16 protein-coding genes are annotated in these 19,991 nt (G+C 56.7%); 4 read left to right on the forward strand and 12 right to left on the reverse strand.

All coding sequences use genetic code 11. From position 1 onward, the window contains the following. Positions 1 to 11 precede the first annotated feature (11 nt). A complete protein-coding gene (locus BLW01_RS00645) occupies positions 12 to 2,306 on the reverse strand; it encodes a DNA internalization-related competence protein ComEC/Rec2 (protein WP_092568060.1) in 2,295 nt (764 codons plus the stop codon). Between the two features lie 106 nt (positions 2,307 to 2,412). Here BLW01_RS00645 and BLW01_RS00650 point away from each other — a divergent pair, with 106 nt between their 5' ends. Beyond that, a complete protein-coding gene (locus tag BLW01_RS00650) occupies positions 2,413 to 2,943 on the forward strand; it encodes a DUF2062 domain-containing protein (protein ID WP_092568061.1) in 531 nt (176 codons plus the stop codon). A 10-nt stretch (positions 2,944 to 2,953) separates the two neighbouring features. On the opposite strand, the gene BLW01_RS00655 is transcribed toward BLW01_RS00650, so the two are convergent. Further along, entirely contained in the window at positions 2,954 to 3,667 is a 714-nt protein-coding gene (locus tag BLW01_RS00655; RefSeq protein WP_229806344.1) for an ABC transporter ATP-binding protein, read from the reverse strand. Between the two features lie 10 nt (positions 3,668 to 3,677). Next, positions 3,678 to 4,919 (reverse strand): lipoprotein-releasing ABC transporter permease subunit, encoded by a 1,242-nt coding sequence (locus BLW01_RS00660; RefSeq protein WP_092567569.1) that lies wholly within the window; start codon positions 4,917 to 4,919, stop codon positions 3,678 to 3,680. A 165-nt stretch (positions 4,920 to 5,084) separates the two neighbouring features. Here BLW01_RS00660 and BLW01_RS00665 point away from each other — a divergent pair, with 165 nt between their 5' ends. After that, positions 5,085 to 6,128: an agmatine deiminase family protein gene (locus tag BLW01_RS00665; RefSeq protein WP_092567570.1), complete on the forward strand. Its 1,044-nt coding sequence runs from the start codon at positions 5,085 to 5,087 to the stop codon at positions 6,126 to 6,128. A gap of 29 nt (positions 6,129 to 6,157) precedes the next feature. Next, positions 6,158 to 7,054, forward strand: a complete 897-nt coding sequence (locus BLW01_RS00670) for a carbon-nitrogen hydrolase (protein ID WP_092567571.1) — start codon at positions 6,158 to 6,160, stop codon at positions 7,052 to 7,054. An 84-nt stretch (positions 7,055 to 7,138) separates the two neighbouring features. On the opposite strand, the gene BLW01_RS00675 is transcribed toward BLW01_RS00670, so the two are convergent. From BLW01_RS00675 to secA, 3 genes are read right to left on the reverse strand one after another with little or no spacing between them, the layout of a single operon-like run. Further along, positions 7,139 to 8,095, reverse strand: a complete 957-nt coding sequence (locus BLW01_RS00675; protein WP_092567572.1) for a Nudix family hydrolase — start codon at positions 8,093 to 8,095, stop codon at positions 7,139 to 7,141. 47 nt (positions 8,096 to 8,142) lie between these two features. Beyond that, the gene (gene argJ / locus BLW01_RS00680) at positions 8,143 to 9,366 is read right to left on the reverse strand and encodes a bifunctional glutamate N-acetyltransferase/amino-acid acetyltransferase ArgJ (protein ID WP_092567573.1); all 1,224 of its coding nucleotides are present in this window, start codon (positions 9,364 to 9,366) and stop codon (positions 8,143 to 8,145) included. 12 nt (positions 9,367 to 9,378) lie between these two features. Continuing rightward, positions 9,379 to 12,111 carry a preprotein translocase subunit SecA gene (secA, locus tag BLW01_RS00685; RefSeq protein WP_092568062.1) on the reverse strand — a complete coding sequence of 911 codons (2,733 nt, stop codon included), beginning with the start codon at positions 12,109 to 12,111 and terminating at the stop codon, positions 9,379 to 9,381. 532 nt (positions 12,112 to 12,643) lie between these two features. Between secA and BLW01_RS00695 the strand changes: the two genes are divergently transcribed. Beyond that, positions 12,644 to 13,105 carry a DUF721 domain-containing protein gene (locus tag BLW01_RS00695; RefSeq protein ID WP_092567574.1) on the forward strand — a complete coding sequence of 154 codons (462 nt, stop codon included), beginning with the start codon at positions 12,644 to 12,646 and terminating at the stop codon, positions 13,103 to 13,105. Positions 13,106 to 13,203: 98 nt separating this feature from the next. Here BLW01_RS00695 and lpxC read toward each other — a convergent pair whose 3' ends face one another. The 6 genes from lpxC to murC form a co-directional block, all read right to left on the reverse strand. Further along, positions 13,204 to 14,115 carry a UDP-3-O-acyl-N-acetylglucosamine deacetylase gene (lpxC, locus tag BLW01_RS00700; protein WP_092568064.1) on the reverse strand — a complete coding sequence of 304 codons (912 nt, stop codon included), beginning with the start codon at positions 14,113 to 14,115 and terminating at the stop codon, positions 13,204 to 13,206. Between the two features lie 113 nt (positions 14,116 to 14,228). After that, positions 14,229 to 15,401, reverse strand: coding sequence for a cell division protein FtsZ (gene ftsZ / locus BLW01_RS00705; RefSeq protein ID WP_092567575.1), 1,173 nt, complete (start codon positions 15,399 to 15,401; stop codon positions 14,229 to 14,231). 33 nt (positions 15,402 to 15,434) lie between these two features. Next, positions 15,435 to 16,724 (reverse strand): cell division protein FtsA, encoded by a 1,290-nt coding sequence (gene ftsA / locus BLW01_RS00710; RefSeq protein WP_092567576.1) that lies wholly within the window; start codon positions 16,722 to 16,724, stop codon positions 15,435 to 15,437. Positions 16,725 to 16,920: 196 nt separating this feature from the next. Further along, complete coding sequence (locus BLW01_RS00715; RefSeq protein ID WP_092567577.1) at positions 16,921 to 17,640, reverse strand: cell division protein FtsQ/DivIB; 720 nt, start codon at positions 17,638 to 17,640, stop codon at positions 16,921 to 16,923. Between the two features lie 6 nt (positions 17,641 to 17,646). Further along, on the reverse strand, positions 17,647 to 18,576 hold the full coding sequence (locus BLW01_RS00720) for a D-alanine--D-alanine ligase (protein ID WP_092567578.1): 930 nt from the start codon (positions 18,574 to 18,576) through the stop codon (positions 17,647 to 17,649). Continuing rightward, positions 18,573 to 19,991 (reverse strand): UDP-N-acetylmuramate--L-alanine ligase, encoded by a 1,419-nt coding sequence (murC, locus tag BLW01_RS00725; RefSeq protein ID WP_229806367.1) that lies wholly within the window; start codon positions 19,989 to 19,991, stop codon positions 18,573 to 18,575. Before murC ends, BLW01_RS00720 begins: the two co-directional genes overlap by 4 nt.

A 19,991-nucleotide genomic window follows, 5' to 3' on the forward strand; every position in this document is an offset into this window, starting at 1 on the left:
TATTGATGACTTCAGTCGACAGGTAAACCGCTATTGGGCATTGATTCTACCTGATGGCAGTGGGAGCCGACACCACCGGCCGGTGGCCGTTCCGCGACAATCCGTATTCTCGACCCGTCCATGGTCAGTGTCAGGGCCCCATCACTGGCTGTGCTCCAGAGGCAACTTCCCTGTTGCCGAAAACGCCTGACGATCGTGTCATCCGGATGGCCAAAAGGATTATCACGGCCTGCACTGAAAACCACGTGACGTGGCGAGAGCGCTTCAAGGAAGCGCCTACCGGAGCTCGTCTTGCTGCCATGGTGGCCGGCCACCAAGACATCCACAGGCCCCTCCAGCGAGTCGAGCAACTGGCGTTCGACACGATGGCCAACATCGCCGGTGATCAGCAATCGTCGGCGTGGGGACGCCACCAGCAACACACAAGAACGATCATTGCTGGTGAGTGTCTCTGACGAATCCGCCGGTGGCCATAGGAACCGGAACCTCACACCATCCCACTGCCATGCATCGCCACGCCGACAGGCGTCGGTGGAAACCGCCAGCGACTCGCCGGCGGGCGCCATGAATTGTGCTACCGTATGGGACTTCATGGCATCCAGTCCCCCGGCATGATCCATGTCACCATGACTGACGATGACGCGATCGAAATGACGCCCCGGCGGCCATAGACTTTCCAACGGCATGAAGCCCGAACGAAACTTCGGCCCCAGATCGTAGAGTGCCCGATGACTCCGGGTCTGCAGATCAATGGCGAGCCCCTGCCCCACGTCCTGAATTCTGACTTGTATCTCATCGGCCGCCGGCGTGGGCGCCTCCAATGTCAGAGGAAACAGCAGCAGAACCAAACTGACTCCCCACCGCAACGTTCTGTGTAATCCAGGCAAGGACCAGCATGCCGACAGTATCATCAGAGATAACGACAACGGCATGATCATCCAGTGCGGAGGCGTCCACGCCGGTATCATCGTCACAGCCGACGCCAGTACTGTCTGCAGACACTGGCTCGCCAATTCAAATCCGGACCAGCACACCTCGGCCAGTGGAGGCGCCCAGGCCAACAACCAGCCCAATAGCCCCAGCGGTACCAGAATGCTACTCACCCAGGGCACAGCCACCAGATTCACCAATGGCGCCACCGGTGCCAGTCGCTGGAAAGCCAGCAGCGCTGCTCCCGCCATCAACGGCGCCAACAGCCACTGCGTACGTAGCAGTGCCCACAGCCATCCTCGTACACCACGTGGCCGTGACCGTCCTTGCCACACCACGATCAACAAGCCCACAGCCAGAAACGAGAGCCAAAGCCCCGGTCGCCACGCTGATAATGGGTCGATGATGATCACCAGGGCCAACGCGAGCCACCATGCCTGCCAGACGCCGGGGGCATGACGGCCACTTGCCACCCACAAGCCGATAATGGTCATGATCATCGCTCGCAAGGCCGGGGGCTCGAGGCCGGCCAGTCCGGCATAGCCCGCCGCGGTCAATCCTGCAGCCCACCAGGGCCATACCGTCAGACGCCACTGTTCAGGCATCAGCAGGCGAGCTATCCCCCGACATATCATCAGCATACCGGCAGCAATCAGACCGACATGCAACCCCGAGATAACCACCAGATGCGTGGTTCCGCTACCGTTGAGCAACTTCCAGTCATCGTCGGCGAGGCGCTCTCCGGCACCCAGGCTGAGTGCAGCCAGCCAGCGACGGGTTCGATCCCCCAGTTCCTGTTCATCCAGGTATGCCAGCGCTGCTTGACGCAACGACCATGGCGCCGAAGCCAAACGTTCAGCCATGGGCTCATCGCGCACATACCCGGTGGCACCGATACCTTCCCGCCACAACCAAGCGCGATAATTGAATGTATGAGGATTGGAAAAGCCACCGGGAGGCCGCAACCTGGTAGTCAAGGACCAGCGCTCCCCCGTCCGGAGGCGCTGATCTCCGTATAGGGACAATTTCACCAGATCGAGCTTGTCACAACTTGGCAGGTACGAGGATAACGGCCGACATCGGTCGACCCGGAAGCGTAAGCGCGTTATATCATCGGCAAACTCACTGGATACAACACGGCCTTCCAAACGCAGATCCTGGCGCGACAGACCTTCCGGTAACTCGGCACCTGTCGAGAGCAGAATGCATGAAGCGGTCCAGCCCAGTGCCGCCATCATCATGACTCGCTTGGGACGCCGCACGGCCATCAACATTGCCAATGCCCATGACTCGAACAGCCCGGGAGGCGCCCAATGTCCCAAGACGACTCCCGCCAACGCAGCAAGCGCCGCTGGCATAGCCCAACCGATTTGCATTCCGTTGCCCTCGGTTTGGTTCGCCATCACTGCTCAAGCCGACAGCATGGCGAGACATGAAACTTGTATGGATAATGGGTCGAGTTCGAAAGGCCAGAGGGACGCCATGCCGCGCCGGTTCCTTCAGCGTTACCTTCCCCATCCCGATGCGCTCAAGCGCAATCGGTCGCTGCGCGTTATCGAGCCCCTCATCAGTGATGCGTCACTCTGGATGCTTTCACGACGTAGTGTGGCCAACGCGTTCATGGTCGGCCTGTTCAGTGCGCTGCTCCCTATCCCTTTTCAGATGCTGCTGGCCGCGTTCGGGGCCTGGCTGCTTCGTTGTAATCTGCCGCTATCGGTCGGCCTGGTCTGGATCACCAACCCACTCACCATGCCACTGATATATTACGGTAATTACCGCCTGGGGAGTTGGCTACTGGATACCCCGGCTCGCGAGGCTCCCGAAAGAGTCTCTACACGCTGGGTCGCCGAACAGGCAATGGATATTCTTCCAGCACTCACCATCGGATCGTTGGTCAGCGCCCTCATCGCGGGGTTACTCGGCAATCTGATCATCCGCTTGATCTGGCGCTGGCATGTTTCACGCAACTGGCGTCGCCGTCGACGGCGACGCCTGCGCTTTCGTCACCGTTAGGTCCTGATCGTCAAGCCGTTGTGAGGTGGCCATCATCCAGCTGCATGACGCGGTCTTGATGATTGGCCAGGGCCATGTCATGCGTTACGACCACAAACGCACATGCCGTGGTATCTGCCAGCTCGTCCATCAGGGCCAGGATATTTGCCGCAGTGGACTGGTCGAGATTGCCGGTCGGTTCATCCATCAGGACCAAGCTGGGATCGGTGACCAATGCACGTGCAATGGCGACACGTTGCCGCTCACCGCCGGAAAGTTCACCTGGCTTGTGGTCAGCACGATCCCCCATCCCGACTCGCCCGAGGATTTCCATGGCACGTGACTGCGCCTGGGCACGTTTTTGTCCCCGGATGATCAATGGCAGGGCAGCATTTTCCAGAGCCGTCAGTTCTGCCAGTAGATGATGGAACTGATACACGAAGCCGATGTGCCGATTCCTGAAGCGCCCCAATGCCGCATCATTGAGTTCGGAAAGTGCCTGGCCGGCAACCCACACGTCGCCGCCGGAGGGTTTGTCCAGGCCACCGAGCAGATTGAGTAGCGTCGTTTTACCGGAACCCGAGCTGCCAACGATAGCGACCCGTTCACCTGCACTGACATCGAGTTCCAGCGCATTCAGTACCGTCAGGTCCCGCGGCCCTTCCCGGTAAGTTCGCGTTAACCCACGACAGCACAAGAGCACATCGTTACCGCTTGTGGATTCCCGGGATTTCCGACCGTCCATTGCCGTCTCCTCATTCATAACGCAACACCTCCGCAGGCTGGACTCGTGAGGCGCGCCAGGCCGGATACAGTGTCGACAGGAACGTCAACGTTACCGCGGCAGCAACGATATTGCCGACATCCGCCCAATTGAGACGCGACGGCAAGTCACTGATGAAATAGACGTTGGCATTCAGGAACTGGATATTCAGCACGCTCTCCACCCAGCCGATAACATCCGAAATCCCCAGGGCGAGGGCGATACCCAGCACGACGCCGGCGAGAATCCCGATGAAACCGATCGCCAATCCCTGAACGATGAAGATTCCCATGATCGAACGCGGGGTCGCGCCGATCGTTCTCAATATGGCAATGTCGGCGTGCTTGTCGGTCACCACCATGACCAGTGTCGACACGATATTGAAAGCCGCCACTGCAATGATGACCGTCAGCAGGAGCCCGATCATGCGCTTCTCCATGGCAATGGCTTCGAACAGGTTGCCACGAGTGTATGTCCAGTCCAGGCCACGGAAATCGGACCCCAATTCATTGATGATCGCCTGCGTCTCGTCACTGGCTGCAAACAGATCATCAAGCTCCAGCCGAACACCTTCGACGGCCTCTCCCAAGCGCGCCAGACGCTGCATATCCTCAATGTTGGCGTAGGCCAGATTCCCATCGAGATCGGCGCCGACACTGAATATGCCACTCACCGTGAAGCGCTTCAGCCGAGGGAAAACGCCGGCTGGCGTGATCGAGGCCTCGGGTACCAACAACGTGACCTGGTCACCGACCCCGACCCCCAGGTTGCGTGCCAGCATGCTTCCCAGGACGACGTGCCACTCGCCAGACTCAAGGTCGTCCAGAGTTCCCTCGACCATGTGCTCGTCGATGATCGACACGTCACTTTCACGGGAGGGCTCGATACCATTGACCATGGCGCCTTCATTACGCCCTCCAACAGAGAACATGCCCTGCTGTTCGACGTACGGAGCCGCGCCAATGACGCGCTCCCGTTCCGTCAAACGATCTGCCAGGCCTTGCCAGTCCTCCAGACCTCCCGACTTCTCGATCTTGGTATGAGGTACCATGCCGAGTATCCGGGTGCGCAGTTCGTGATCGAAACCGTTCATGACGGATAACACCAGGATCAATACCGCCACGCCCAGTGTCAGCCCCAGCATCGAGGTCAATGAAATGAAAGAAATGAAATGATTGCGGCGCTTGGCTCTGACGTAACGCAGGCCTAGCATGAATGGCAGACGATCGAGCATCGCATTCGGTTCCTTGTCAGCGGGCGCTCATGGTACGTTTTTTTACCAACGGGCACATCATCGTTGCAGATAACCGGCCAGCTTGTTTTCTACCGGCATCGGTTTTACATTGCTTTTCCTGCCAACGGCCTGGACCCGCCAAGAGCATACCGATCAGAGACCTTCATGGCTAACTGCTTGTTCCCCGAATGGTACCCTCAAGATGCAATACAGTTGACCTGGCCGCATCCCGAAAGCGACTGGGCACCGCTGTTGAGTCGACTCGAAGCAACGCTGGAGACGCTCGTGGCGGTCATTGCCCGCTATCAGCATGTACTGATCAGCGTGGCGGACGGCGGCACCCGGCAACGTCTGCTGACCACTTTCACTCAAATGGGGATCGATACGCAGCGACTGCGGCTTTATGTCGCACCCAGCGATGATACCTGGGCTCGCGATCATGGGCCGATCGCCGTGGCACGAGAGGGCCATCCCCACCTGCTGGATTACACCTTCACTGGCTGGGGTGGCAAGTTTCCCGCGTCTCTCGACAACACGTTGACTCGCCGACTGGTCGACCAGGGCGCGTTTTCTGCCACGGTAGAGACCCGCTCCTTGGTACTGGAAGGAGGAGCGATCGACACCGACGGTCAAGGCACACTGTTAACCACCCGAGCCTGCCTGCTCAACCCCAACCGCAACCGGCAGTGGGAGCAAACCGATATCGAAAAGCAATTGCGTCGGGACTTGGGAATCGAACGATTTCTTTGGCTGGAACACGGCCATCTCGAGGGGGATGACACGGATAGCCATATCGATACCCTTGCACGTTTCTGCGATCACGGGACTATTGCCTATGTCCGTTGCGAGGACCAAAGTGACAGCCATTATCCTGAACTGGCTGCGATGGAAGCCGAGCTGCGTGCCATGCGACAACCCGATGGCACTCCCTACCGACTGATTCCGTTGCCCTGGCCATCTCCCTGTCGGGATCCGGAAGACGGTCATCGACTACCGGCGACCTACGCCAACTTCTTGATCATCAACGGTGCCGTGCTGGTACCCGCTTATGGTGATGCCGCGGACCAACATGCAATCCAGGCATTGCAAAATGCATTTCCTGCCCGCGATATCATTCCCATCGACTGTCGCACCGTCATACGTCAGCATGGAAGTCTACACTGTCTGACCATGCAACTACCGTGCGGCAGTCTCAATCTGTCACCATGAATTCCATCATTACTTGAAGGTAGGAAGCGATGACGACGACATTGACAGCGGGACTGGTTCAACAAGCCGCCTGGCCCGACAAATCAAGAAGCCTGGCAGCGAGTGAAGCTGGCATACGCCAGTTGGCTTCTGATGGCGCCCAATTGGTTCTCCTGCAGGAATTGCACGCCACGCACTATTTCTGCCAGTACGAGGATACAGAGTTGTTCGAATTGGCCGAGCCGCTGGATGGACCGACCGGCAGTTGGTTGGCGGCTCTGGCAGCGGAACTCGACATTGTCCTCGTGGGCTCTGTATTCGAGCGTCGAGCTCCAGGCATCTATCACAATACCGCGGTCGTCTACGATCGTCAGCGGGGACGTATTGGCCACTATCGCAAGATGCATATTCCCGATGACCCTGGATTCTATGAAAAATTCTATTTCACGCCTGGAGACCACGACGATGGCCAGGGCTTCCATCCCATCGATACATCGGTCGGCCGATTGGGTGTTTTGGTATGCTGGGATCAATGGTATCCGGAAGCCGCACGCCTGATGGCATTGGCCGGCGCCGATCTATTATTGTATCCCACGGCCATCGGTTGGCATCCACCTGATGACGATGCAGAAAAAGTCCGCCAGAAAGATGCCTGGACCTTGATCCAACGTTCTCATGGCGTCGCCAACGGCATGCCGGTCATGGTAGCGAACCGTATCGGCCATGAGCCCGACCTCTCGGGTGTCAGTGATGGTATCGATTTCTGGGGTGGCAGTTTCATATGCGGTCCCCAAGGAGAAATGCTCGCTCATGCCGGGGAAGAAGATACAACACTGATTGTCGATATTGACCTGACTCACAGTGAACATACCCGCCGCCTGTGGCCCTACCTGCGCGATCGTCGTATCGATGCTTATGGCGACCTGACAAGACGGTACCGGGACTGAGCGGCCGATGTACGGACTGCAACAACGCATGCCTCTAGCATCGTCAGGACACCCTGACGAGTATGTCGCAGCCCGTACGTCCGCTTATCGGCAGGATTTCCAGAAATCCCGAATGGAGGCGATGCCTTGCGCACCAACGCCACGCGCATGATCGGCATCATGACGCGTCATCCCACCCAGGGCGAATACCGGCATCGCGGCACGCTCAACCAGTTGCTGGAAATCATGCCACCCCATGGGATAGACATCCGGATGGGTCGGCGTAGTTCGTAACGGCGAGAGGGTGACAAAATCACAGCCGATACGCCCCGCCTGTTCCAGTTGCGCCTGATCATGCGTCGATGCGGCAAGCCATTTGTCTTCGGGGACAGGGCGCCGCTCCAATGACATCAACTGCTCGCTGGTCAAATGAATTCCGTCAGCATCGACCTCGTCGAGCAGCCTGGGATCGCCATTGAGCAGCAACCGAGCCTCGTAACGACGGCATAGTTCCAGTGCCTTTTTCGCTCTCGATACGAACGCATCATTCTCCAGTGTCTTGGCACGCAGTTGAACCAACCGCACCGCATCCTCACTCAAGGCACGTTCGAGCTTGGACATGAAAGTGGCATCGTCCGCTTCTTCAGCCGTAATCAGATACTCGGTGGGCAACATCACGGCACGCAGGATCGGCATATTTGCCGCCGGGAAGGGATAATTGAAAAGCTCATCCAGCCTGACCCAGCGAACGGCTTGCCCCTCGCGGCCAAACGGCTCGCCGGCATACTCCCGGACCTGCCAGACATCCATCAGAACATGCTTGTCGGGGTATTCGTGGTGCACCCGGATCAGTGGCTGGGCACGTTGTATCTCGACGCCCAACTCTTCATGGAGTTCGCGTTTCAACGCTTCGAATCCCGTTTCGTAGGGCGCCAGCTTGCCTCCGGGAAATTCCCACAGACCACCCTGATCAACAGTCGATGGTCGACGGGCAATCAATACTTGTCGACCGTCGCGACTGATCATGGCGGCCGCCGCCACATGCACCCTTCTCTTTACCATTGTCTCCATTGAACCCTTTCCCACATGATACCGACTATTCAATGCGATCAACTGCGATAGTCAGCGTTGATCGATACATATTCGTGAGACAGATCCGACGTCCATACTGTCGTACCGGCATCACCACGCCCCAGCCGAATGCGGATGGTGATTTCCTCCTCGGCCATCACGGCGCTTCCAGCCTCTTCCGTATAGCCGGGGGCTCGCCCTCCCTTTTCAACCAACCGGACATCGCCAAGATCGATACGCACAAGATCGACATCGAATGCTTCGACCGGGGCACGACCAACAGCGGCCAGAATGCGCCCCCAGTTGGCATCACAAGCGTAAAGCGCCGTCTTGACCAACGGAGAATGCGCAACGGTGAAGGCCACATCCCGCGCTTCCTGTTCCGTCCGCGCTTCGCTGACATCCAGCGTGACGAATTTTGTCGCGCCTTCCGCATCCCGGATGATCTGCTGAGCCAGAGATATCAACACCTCATCGAGCGCGTTGCGAAAACGCTGGATCGCAGCATCGCCATCAATGCGGGCACCACGCCCCGTTGCCACGAGCAGGCAGGCATCGTTCGTGGAAGTATCACTGTCCACCGTGATGCTGTTGAACGAACGCTGAACACCCGAGCCAAGCCACTCGGATAACCGAGGTTGCTCGATGCAGGCATCCGTCGTGACAAACGCCAGCATGGTCGCCATGTCGGGCTGAATCATGCCGGACCCCTTGGCAATCCCATTGAGGGTGACCGGCTGACCATCGATCTCGATACTGACCGTCACACCCTTGGGCCGCGTATCGGTAGTCAAGATCCCGTCGGCAGCTTGCTGCCATCCGTTATCATCCAGAGCCCCGACCGCTTCCGGCAGTGCAGCCAGCAAGCGGTCCATCGGCAACGGTTCACCGATGACTCCGGTCGAAAACGGCAGTACCATTGCCGGATCGACTTCTCCGAGGCGCGCCAGTTCCTGACAACAGGATTCCGCATCACGTCTACCGGCGATACCAGTCCCTGCATTGGCATTGCCGGTATTGATCAACAAGTATCGCGGTGACGTGCCTCGGGTTTGGCAAATCGCCATATGATCCTTGGCGACATGCACCGGCGCCGCACAGAACGCATTACGCGTGAACGTACCGGCAACACTGGCGTCCGGCGCGATCTCGACCACCACCAGATCACGGCGGTTGGCCTGTTTGATTCCCGCCATAGCCGTACCCAACCGGATGCCGTCGATAGCCGGCATAGCTGGAAAAGGCACAGTTCCCACCGCCATGATGTCATCTCCCTAGCTCAATTTGCCACAACACTGCTTGTATTTCTTGCCAGACCCACAAGTGCAGGGGTCGTTACGACCGATCTTGGGGCCCTCACGACGCAATGGACGCCCATCAACTCCCGGCGGCAGAATCCGCTTGTCATCTTCATTGGATTCAGTCGACGGCTGTTCATCATGTCTGGATGCCGCCGTCGCTTTTTCTCGCTCGAGCGATTCGCGTCGTTGACGCTCGAGTTCCTCGACTTCCTCGCGGCGACGTACCTGCACATGGCTGAGAATTCGTGTCACATCGGATTTGATATTCACCAGCAGTTGCTGGAAGAGTTCGAATGCTTCCCGCTTGTACTCTTGCTTGGGATTTTTCTGAGCGTAACCGCGCAGATGAATACCGCGCCGCAAATGATCCATGGATTGCAGATGCTCTTTCCAGCGTGTATCGAGTACCTGAAGCATGACTTGCTTTTCGAAGCGGCGCATCAATTCCTCGCCGACAGCCTCGACCTTCGCGGCGTAAGCTTCACGATGCTGGGTCTGCAAACGCTCACGGAGCTGCTCTTCGTGGAAGTGCTCATCCTCCTCGGCCCACTGCACGACAGGAACATCCAGATTGAATTCGGATTTCAGATGATCCTGCAGACCTCTGAGATCCCATAATTCCGGCAAGCTTTGCGGCGGCACGAAACTACTGATCGCCTCGTCGAGGACCTCCTCACGTATTCCCATGACGTTAGCGGAGACATCATCAGCCGCTAGAATTTCATTGCGTTGTTCATAGATGACACGACGCTGGTCATTGGCTACGTCATCGTATTCGAGCAACTGTTTACGAATATCGAAGTTCCGACCTTCCACCTTTTTCTGCGCACGCTCGACAGCATTGGACACCATCCTGTGCTCGATAGCCTCACCGCGCTCGAGGCCTAACGCTCCCATCATTTTCTGAACGCGCTCGGACCCGAACAAGCGCATCAGGTTATCTTCAAGCGAAAGGAAGAAACGGGTCGAGCCCGGGTCTCCCTGACGTCCAGCGCGGCCTCGCAATTGATTATCGATCCGTCGTGACTCATGCCGCTCGGAGCCGACCACGTACAACCCACCCGCACGAAGCACCGCGTCATGACGTTCTTGCCATGCCACCTTGATGGCATCGATCTGCTCTTGATCGGGGTCGTCGAGTTTGGCGACCTCGGCTTCCCAGTTGCCCCCCAGGACAATATCCGTTCCGCGACCCGCCATGTTGGTCGCGATGGTAATTGCACCTGGACGTCCCGCCTGCGCAATGACTTCGGCTTCCTGCTGATGCTGCTTGGCATTAAGTACATTGAAGCTCATGCCCTCGCGCTTCATCATGTCCGCCAGGCGTTCGGAGCTCTCGATGGAAGCCGTACCGACCAACACCGGACGCCCTGACTCAGTCTGCGACTTCACATCGGCAATAATCGCCTCGAATTTCTCTTCCTCGCTGAGATAGACCAAGTCATTCAGGTCATCACGAATCATCGGCTTGTTGGTAGGAATCACCATGACGTCAAGGCCATAAATCTGACGAAATTCGAAGGCCTCGGTATCCGCCGTGCCGGTCATCCCGGCCAATTTCTCATACAAGCGGAAATAATTCTGGAATGTGGTCGAGGCCAACGTCTGGCTCTCACGTTGCACGGTCACGCCTTCCTTGGCTTCTACGGCCTGGTGCAACCCTTCGGACCAGCGGCGCCCCGGCATCGTACGCCCGGTATGCTCGTCGACGATCACGACCTGATCGTCATTGACGATGTAATCCACATCACGTTGATAAAGGTGACGGGCACGCAGTGCCGAATGCATATGCTGCAGCAGGTTGAGGTTCTTGGCCGCATACAGCGAGTCCTCCTCGGCCAAAAGCCCTTGTTCCCGCATCAGTGACTCGACCTTGTTATGCCCTTGTTCGGTCAACTCCACTTGCTTGTGCTTTTCATCAAGCGTGAAGTCTCCCGATGTCGGGTCCTCCGGATCACTGCACTGCTGGACGTCTTTCGCCAGGCGGTCAATTACCTTGTATAGCTCGGTATTTTCCTCGACCGGCCCGGAGATGATCAGTGGGGTGCGCGCCTCATCGATCAGTATCGAATCAACCTCATCGACAATGGCGTAATGCAATTCCCGCTGGACCTTGTCTTCCAGTGAAAACGCCATATTGTCGCGCAGATAATCGAACCCGAACTCATTATTGGTGCCATAAGTGATGTCGCACGCATAGGCGGCACGCTTCTGTGCCGAGGTTTGTCCCGAGTAGATCGTACCCACGCTCAAACCGAGCAGTTCATAAAGCGGCCGCATCCACTCGGCATCGCGGCTTGCCAGGTAATCATTGACGGTCACGACATGCACGCCCTTGCCCGAGAGCGCATTCAGATAGACGGCAAGCGTCGCAACCAGCGTCTTGCCTTCACCGGTCTTCATCTCGGCAATTCGACCGCGATGGAGTGCCAGCCCGCCTATCAACTGCACATCGAAGTGACGCATGCCCATAGCGCGTTTACTGGCTTCGCGAACAGTCGCAAACGCCTCAGGCAACAGTTTATCCAAGCTCTCGCCACCCGCGAGACGTTCGCGAAACACGGCGGTTTGCGCCGTCAACGCTTCATCATCGAGAGCTTCCATCTGGGTTTCCAGAGCGTTGACCTGAGATACTATCTTTCCCAGACGCTTCACTTCACGGTCATTTTTCGTACCGACGACTTTACGTAGCAACGTATTCAGCATGGAGTGTCCAATTTTGCCAAAGCGCAGCATGACCGTTTCGAGACGATCGTAGCTACCATGCTACCTGCGCTGATGTAATCAAGGGTGTCAGGATATCGAAACGCATGTATCGGTCGGTACGGGGGGACCTCGGCACGCCAGGACATCGTAAGCCGCTGCGGGAAGGCGCTTTACTAACCGCCAGGGAACGAGCTTGATACGCACAGGGGTAGGCATGGGCACCCGCGGATAACAACGCCGACGATGTGCGATGTTGCGGCTACGAGCTCGAATGACACTGGGCGTCAACAAGCAGATCTGTACCACACGCTCGACCGATCTTCCCGGTTCGGCATTCAGCAATGTGGCTGGCAGTAAGCACCCTACCAACAGCCCTGCCAGCCACCAGCGAGTAATCACCCCACGTGGCGACACTCCTGCAGCAGCCTGTGCAGTATCGTCTGTCGCGGTCCTGGTATGGTACATAACTGTTGACATATTCCCGTTCGTGCTATGGTATCAGCCAGTTTCACCGGCCTTGCAGAACAAGCTAATGAGTATAAAGGTTAAGCGTTTCCGCGCCCAGTCCATCAACTCGCTACTTAGCGGTAGCAGCGAGCTTGGCCATCTGATACGAGCCGCTTCATTGCTCGAACGGGCGCAAGGTGAATTGCGTCGCGCCTTGCCAGGCGACATGCAGGAGCATGTGTATGTCGGAGGCTATCACCAAGGAAAACTGACCATTATCACGGACAAGGCCGCCTGGCTGACATGGCTTCGATTCCAGCAATCTCATTTGCTCGGCATACTCCATCGCTTGCCGGAATTGGAGAGTGTGACGGGACTCGCGTTCAAGGTTCGTCCGGTTCACCCGCCCAAGGTGCCTCAACGTCAACATCGCAGACTCCCCAGCAAGGCAGCCGATGAATTATCGAGTTGCGCAGCTGACACTGACAATCCCCGCTTGAAAAAGGCGCTTGAGCGCTTGGCATCACATGCCGAAAGACAGGAATAACGACACAACCAACGCCGGCCGGAATCCTCGACGATCAAACGAAAACGCTGCCTTCCTGGGAGGGCAGCGTTTCTAATCCATAACGGGGCCAAACCGCTCTATGCCATGGCAGGTGCCGCATATGAAATCGGCACGTCTTCGGTTTCGTCTTCAAACGTCACGATTTCCCAAGCGTCGGGCTGCTGAAGCAAGGCACGACAGAGCTGGTTGTTAAGCGCGTGGCCGGATTTGACACCACGAAACTCGCCAATCAGGCTGAAACCGAGTTGGTAAAGATCGCCGATGGCATCCAGCACTTTATGTTTGACGAACTCATCGTCATAACGCAGACCACCTTCATTCACGATCCGGTAATCATCTACCACGATCGCATTGTCCAGGCTGCCACCTAGAGCCAGATTATGAGAACGCAAAAATTCGAGATCTCTCATGAAACCAAAGGTTCTCGCCCGAGAAACCTCTCTAACGAAAGAGGTCGTGGAGAAGTCGACAACGGCTCTCTGCTTCTGTAATTCGATGACAGGGTGATCGAAATCGATGGCAAAAGAGACCTTGAAGCCTTCATGAGGGAGAAATACAGCCTCTTTGTCATCTTCCTGAACGGCAATTTTCCGTTTGATACGAATGAACTTCTTGGGAGCATCCTGCTCGGTGATGCCAGCCGATTGAATCAGGAACACAAAAGGACCGGCACTGCCATCCATGATGGGTACTTCCGGAGCACTGACATCGACGTAAGCATTATCGATACCAAGACCGGCGAGCGCCGACATGAGGTGCTCAACCGTTGCCACCTTCGCTCCCCCTTGAGAAAGCGCTGTGCATAGCATCGTATCAGTGACGTTCTCGGCTCGAGCAGCGATATGTACCATCGGGTCCAGATCGGTACGCACGAAGATGATACCAGCATTGGCAGGTGCCGGCCTCAACGTGAGGTAGACCTTTTCTCCCGAATGCAACCCAACGCCGGTTGCACGAATGGTATTCTTAAGAGTTCGTTGTCGTATCATGGGCAATTGCCAGGCAGCCATTCATTATCAAACACCGTTCACTATAACACTGAACAGGGGTGACAACAAATTGTCATTGCAACGCGCGCCTTTCATTGCCGTGATAGCCAGGCTCAATCAGCCTGGCGACGGAGAAAGGCGGGGATATCCAAGTAATCATCAAGCTCCTGGGATTTGCGGCTATCCGATCGACTACGCGCAGCATTTTCCTGCTGCTCGGCTTTCGCGGACTGCTGCCGCATGACCGCGGGCTGTTGCTGAAGCTTGCGATAGTCGGAGGTATCGGGACGCGCGGCTGCTGTCTCACGCGGTGCTGCCTTCTGCTGATTACCTTCCAAACCGGCAGCGACAACGGTCACCCGAAGCTCGTCCGACATTTCCATATCGATGGAGGTTCCCACGACGATAGTGGCATCTTGAGAAGCGAACTCCTGGACCGTCGCCCCGACGTCATTGAATTCACCAATGGACAGGTCCGGCCCGGCGGTGATATTGACCAGAATACCGCGTGCGCCGTGCAAGTCGATATCCTCCAACAGGGGACTGCGGATGGCCTTCTCGGCAGCTTCCCGAGCGCGGTTCTCACCGGTGGCTCCGCCGGTTCCCATCATGGCCATTCCCATCTCGGACATGACGGTTCGCACATCCGCAAAGTCAACGTTGATGATACCCGGGCTGGTGATCAACTCGGCGATTCCCTGAACGGCACCGAGCAACACGTCATTGGCCGCACTGAAAGCCCCCAACAAGCTGGCATTCTTGCCCAACACGGCGAGCAGCTTCTCATTGGGAATAGTGATCAGGGAGTCGACATGTTCGGAAAGCTCTTTCATGCCTTCTTCGGCAGCACGCATGCGCTTGGGTCCCTCGAACGGGAACGGCCGGGTCACGACGGCCACTGTCAGGATCCCCAGCTCCTTGGCTACCTGTGCAACGATCGGCGCACCTCCTGTCCCGGTACCTCCCCCCATACCGGCAGTGATGAACACCATGTCGGCACCCTCGATAAGTTCGGCAATTCGGTCACGATCTTCCATTGCCGCTTGCCGACCTACATCGGGATTTGCCCCGGCGCCAAGTCCTTTGGTGATGTCACTGCCCAATTGGAGAACGGTCTTGGCAGTGACGCGTTTGAGAGCTTGCGCATCAGTGTTGGCGCAGACGAACTCTACACCTTCAATGTTGCTCTCGACCATGTGGTTGACGGCATTACCACCACCGCCACCGACACCGACCACTTTAATGACCGCACTGCTTGAGGGTGCGTTATCTACCAGTTCGAACATAACCCCGTCTCCTGGGACCGTTAGCGGCCCTTGTCAGAAATTTCCTTTGAACCAGCCCTTGATCTTGTCCAGCGCCGGAATACCGTCCTTGAATCCACGCCGGGAGACGTCCTCCCCTTTCGGCTGGGCCGAAACCAATTTCCCCTGCCCCTGGCGACCATGCCCGAGCCTGGCTTCACGCATACCATAATGTAGCAAACCGACTCCCGTTGAATAAATCGGATTACGCACGACATCAGCCAAGCCTCTGACATTGTATGGAAAGGCGATACGAACCGGCATATGAAAGATTTCTTCTGCCAACTCGACCACGCCTTCCATACGAGAAGTGCCGCCTGTCAAGACGACACCCGCCGCTACCAAATCTTCATAACCGCTTCGCCTGAGCTCTTCGCGAACCAGCGTAAAGAGCTCTTCATAACGAGGCTCCACCACTTCGGCCAATGCCTGACGGGACAAATCCCTTGCCGGCCGGTCACCTACACTGGGCACTTTGATCATCTCGTCACTGGATGCCAACTGTGTAAGAGCACAGGCATATTTAACTTTAATATCTTCGGCGTACTGCGTTGGTGTTCGTAGCGCCATGGCAATATCATTGGTCACTTGATCCCCGGCAATCGGGATGACAGCCGTATGCCGAATGGCACCCTCGGTGAACACAGCAATGTCCGTTGTGCCGCCACCGATATCGACGACGCAGACTCCCAGCTCGCGCTCATCTTCAGTCAAGACCGCATGGCTGGACGCCAGTTGCTCCAGAATAATCGCATCGACTTCAAGCCCACAACGCCTCACGCACTTCTCGATGTTCTGCACTGCATTGAGCGCGGCTGTCACCAAATGAACACGTGCCTCGAGCCGAACCCCGGACATGCCGAGTGGCTCACGAATTCCTTCCTGGTTGTCGATGGCAAATTCCTGGGGTAACACATGCAGAACACGTTGCCCTTCCGAGATGGCTCTTGCACGCGCTGAATCAATGACTCGATCAATATCCGAAGTAGTGACCTCTCGTTCCTTGATGGCGACAACGCCATCGGAATTCATGGAACTGATATGACTCCCGGCGATCCCGACATAGACAGAATGGATATCACAACCGGCCATCAATTCCGCTTCTTCGACTGCGCGCTGGATAGACTGCACAGTCGACTCGATATTGATCACAACTCCTTTTTTCATGCCTCGAGATGGATGCGAGCCGATACCAGCAATTTCGATACTTCCATCATCTGTGGCTTGTCCAACGATCGCCACGACTTTGGATGTTCCGATATCCAGCCCGACTACCATATTCGACGCATCGGATTGAACTGCCATGGGCCGGGAAGACTCCTTAATACTCGTCTATATCGAATGTCCGTATAAGGACGTAATAACACCTTGGACCAATTATAGGAACAACTTGCGCCGATTAACCAGCCCTGATGTAAATCATTCGTCAGAATACGGGGATTTTTACCAAAAAGGAACACCCGAAAAGCCTATTTGACGGGGGATGTATCCAAAAAACGACTCATGAACCTTCATCACCATTCAACGAGTCGGTATCCGTCTCACCATGCCAGGCAACGGCAACACCATTAGGATAGCGGAGATCTATGTAGCGAATTTGCGACGCCTGACTACCCAATTGACGTTGCCATGCCGCGGTCAATCTCGCCAACCTGGCATCACGATCATTTCGCCCCAACATGATCCAGACACTATCATCGAGTTGAAGTCGCCACGCCCCCCTTGCTTCCAACCTCAACTGGGTCACTTCAACGCCCAACGTATCGAAACGCCCCTGTAGTTTTTCAAGATAATTCAGCACCTCCTTGCCACTATCATCCGGGCCCGCAAGATCCGGTAAACCATCGGGAGGAGTCACCTGCCCAATATCGAAGGGCTCGCCCTCTTCATTGAGCAACTCGTCATCGTTCCATCGAGCCACGGGGCGTTGCTCCACCAATTCGAAGCGCAACGCATTGGGCCATTCTCGAGACACGCTGACTTCCGCCAACCAACCTATCCGTTTGGCGCGATGTCGCAGGTCCCCCAAATCCACGGACAACCATGTCTTGCCACGCATCAATGGGGCCATGTGGTTCTGCAGATAGCTGGCACTCACATACTGGAGATCACCACCGACCGATACTCGTTCTATGGGGCGATCCAGCCACACCCACAACGCTCGTCCACCGGCACCCAGTAGCACGACCAACAATACGATTCCCAACCATGAGCCCCGCATAATGAATCAAGCGCCCATCGAGGTATCGAGAATCTGCATGACCAAGGCATCGAAATCCATACCGGCATGAGCCGCCGATTGAGGCACCAGGCTATGATCCGTCATTCCCGGAACGGTATTGACCTCGAGAAGCCAGAAACTGCCGTTGGCATCGCGCATCACATCGACACGCCCCCATCCACGACCGCCGATGACGGCAAACGCCTCACGACATAGCTCGCCCAGTACGTTTTCCTCCGCCGGAGGCAAGCCGCATGGCAAATGGTAGAGTGTCTCGTTGGAATGATATTTGGCCTCATAATCATAGAAACCGCTCGGCACCTCGACGCGAATCGCCGGCAGGACCTTGTCTCCCAATAACGACACGGTATATTCATCACCTTCGATAAACCGCTCCGCCATGACATTGGCATCGAAGCGAGCCGCCTCCTGATAGGCTGATTTCAACGCTTCCACGTTATCGACAATGGTAATCCCGAGCGTCGAACCTTCATGAACAGGCTTGACGATCAAGGGCAACCCAAGGCGCTCACAAACATCACGCCAATCGGAGTGTTCCCCGAGCGTAATGCTTTCCGGCGTCGGCAGGTTCCAGGCATGCCACAGCATCTTCGTGCGCTGCTTATCCATACCCAGCGCCGACGCCAGAACCCCACTCCCGGTATAGGGAATCTTCAGTAACTCCAGGGCGCCTTGCAGGGTGCCGTCTTCTCCATCACCACCATGCAGAGCGATAAAGACTCGATCCGGACGCATGGTCTCGAGGCCAACCAACCCGCCTTCCGCCAGATCGTACCCTTGAGCGTCGACTCCCTGCCGCCATAACGCCGCAAGAATTGCCGCGCCACTGATCAATGAGACTTCCCGCTCAGCGGAATCGCCGCCATAGAGAACCACGACACGACCGTATTCACCAGGCTCTCGTCCCAGATTCATAGCTCCACCTCTGCGAGATTCAAGCGACTCTCCGCCAAGCGCATGGAGATCCCTCCAATATCTCCAGCGCCCTGCGTAATGAGGATGTCACCGGGATGCAACAGGGTCGAGAGCAAATCGGGTAATGCACCTTTCTCTTCAACGAACAGCGGATCCACCTGGCCGCGCTGGCGAATCGACCCTGCCAGAGTACGGCCTTCCGCGCCGGTGATCGGTGCTTCCCCGGCACTGTAGACATCCAATAGCAACAGAGCATCGACGCCGGACAAAACACGCACGAACTCTTCATAAAGGTCACGCGTCCGGGTAAAGCGGTGCGGCTGATACACCATGACCAACCGGCGTTCGGGCCATCCGGCACGCACCGCCTGAATCACCATTTCCACTTCCCGAGGATGATGACCGTAATCATCGACGAGCATGATGTCGCCATCCCCTTGAGGCGCCGGATAGTGACCGTGCACCTGGAAACGGCGTCCAACGCCGGCAAAGCTCGCAAGTCCTTTGAGGATCGCTGTATCGGACACACCGGCGTCGCTCGCGACGGCGATTGCCGCCATTGCATTCAAGGCATTATGGCGCCCCGGCATGGCTAGATTCACATCCAGAGGCGCCTGACCATCCGGCCGTAGCGCCGTAAAATGCACTCCTCCACCTTTCTGAGAAAACTCAACGATCCGATAATCGGCATCAGCACTAAAACCATAGGTCACGAATTGTCGATGCACCTGATCGAGCATGTCGCGGACATGCTCATCATCGACGCACAGAATGGCCAGACCATAAAACGGAAGATTATGGAGAAACTCGAGAAACGTACTTCTCAACCGCTCGAAATCACCGCCATACGTCGACATATGGTCGGCATCGATATTGGTGACGATCGAGACCATCGGTTGCAGATGCAGAAAAGAGGCATCCGATTCATCGGCTTCCGCGACTAACAGATCGCCTTCACCAAGACGTGCATTGGTCCCCGCGCTGGTCAACTTGCCACCGATCACGAATGTTGGGTCCAACCCGCCTTCGCCAAGCAACGTCGCCACGATACTGGTCGTGGTAGTCTTGCCGTGAGTGCCCGCAACGGCGATCCCATGCCGGAAACGCATCAATTCAGCCAGCATCTCGGCACGTCTTACTACTGGTACACGATGTTCGTGAGCCCAGCGTATTTCGGGATTGGCAGCGTCGACGGCCGTGGAAACCACTACGACGTCCGCGTGCTCCACATGACTGGCATCATGGCCTATGGCAACATTGATTCCCACATCGCGGAGGTGGGCAACGACCGCACTCTCCTTGAGGTCACTGCCGCTGACGGCGTATCCCTGGTTGGCCAATACTTCTGCAATACCGCACATACCGGCACCGCCTATACCCACGAAATGAATGCGCCGTATACGACGCATTCCCAT

Source organism: Aidingimonas halophila (assembly GCF_900106955.1).
Classification (GTDB): domain Bacteria; phylum Pseudomonadota; class Gammaproteobacteria; order Pseudomonadales; family Halomonadaceae; genus Aidingimonas; species Aidingimonas halophila.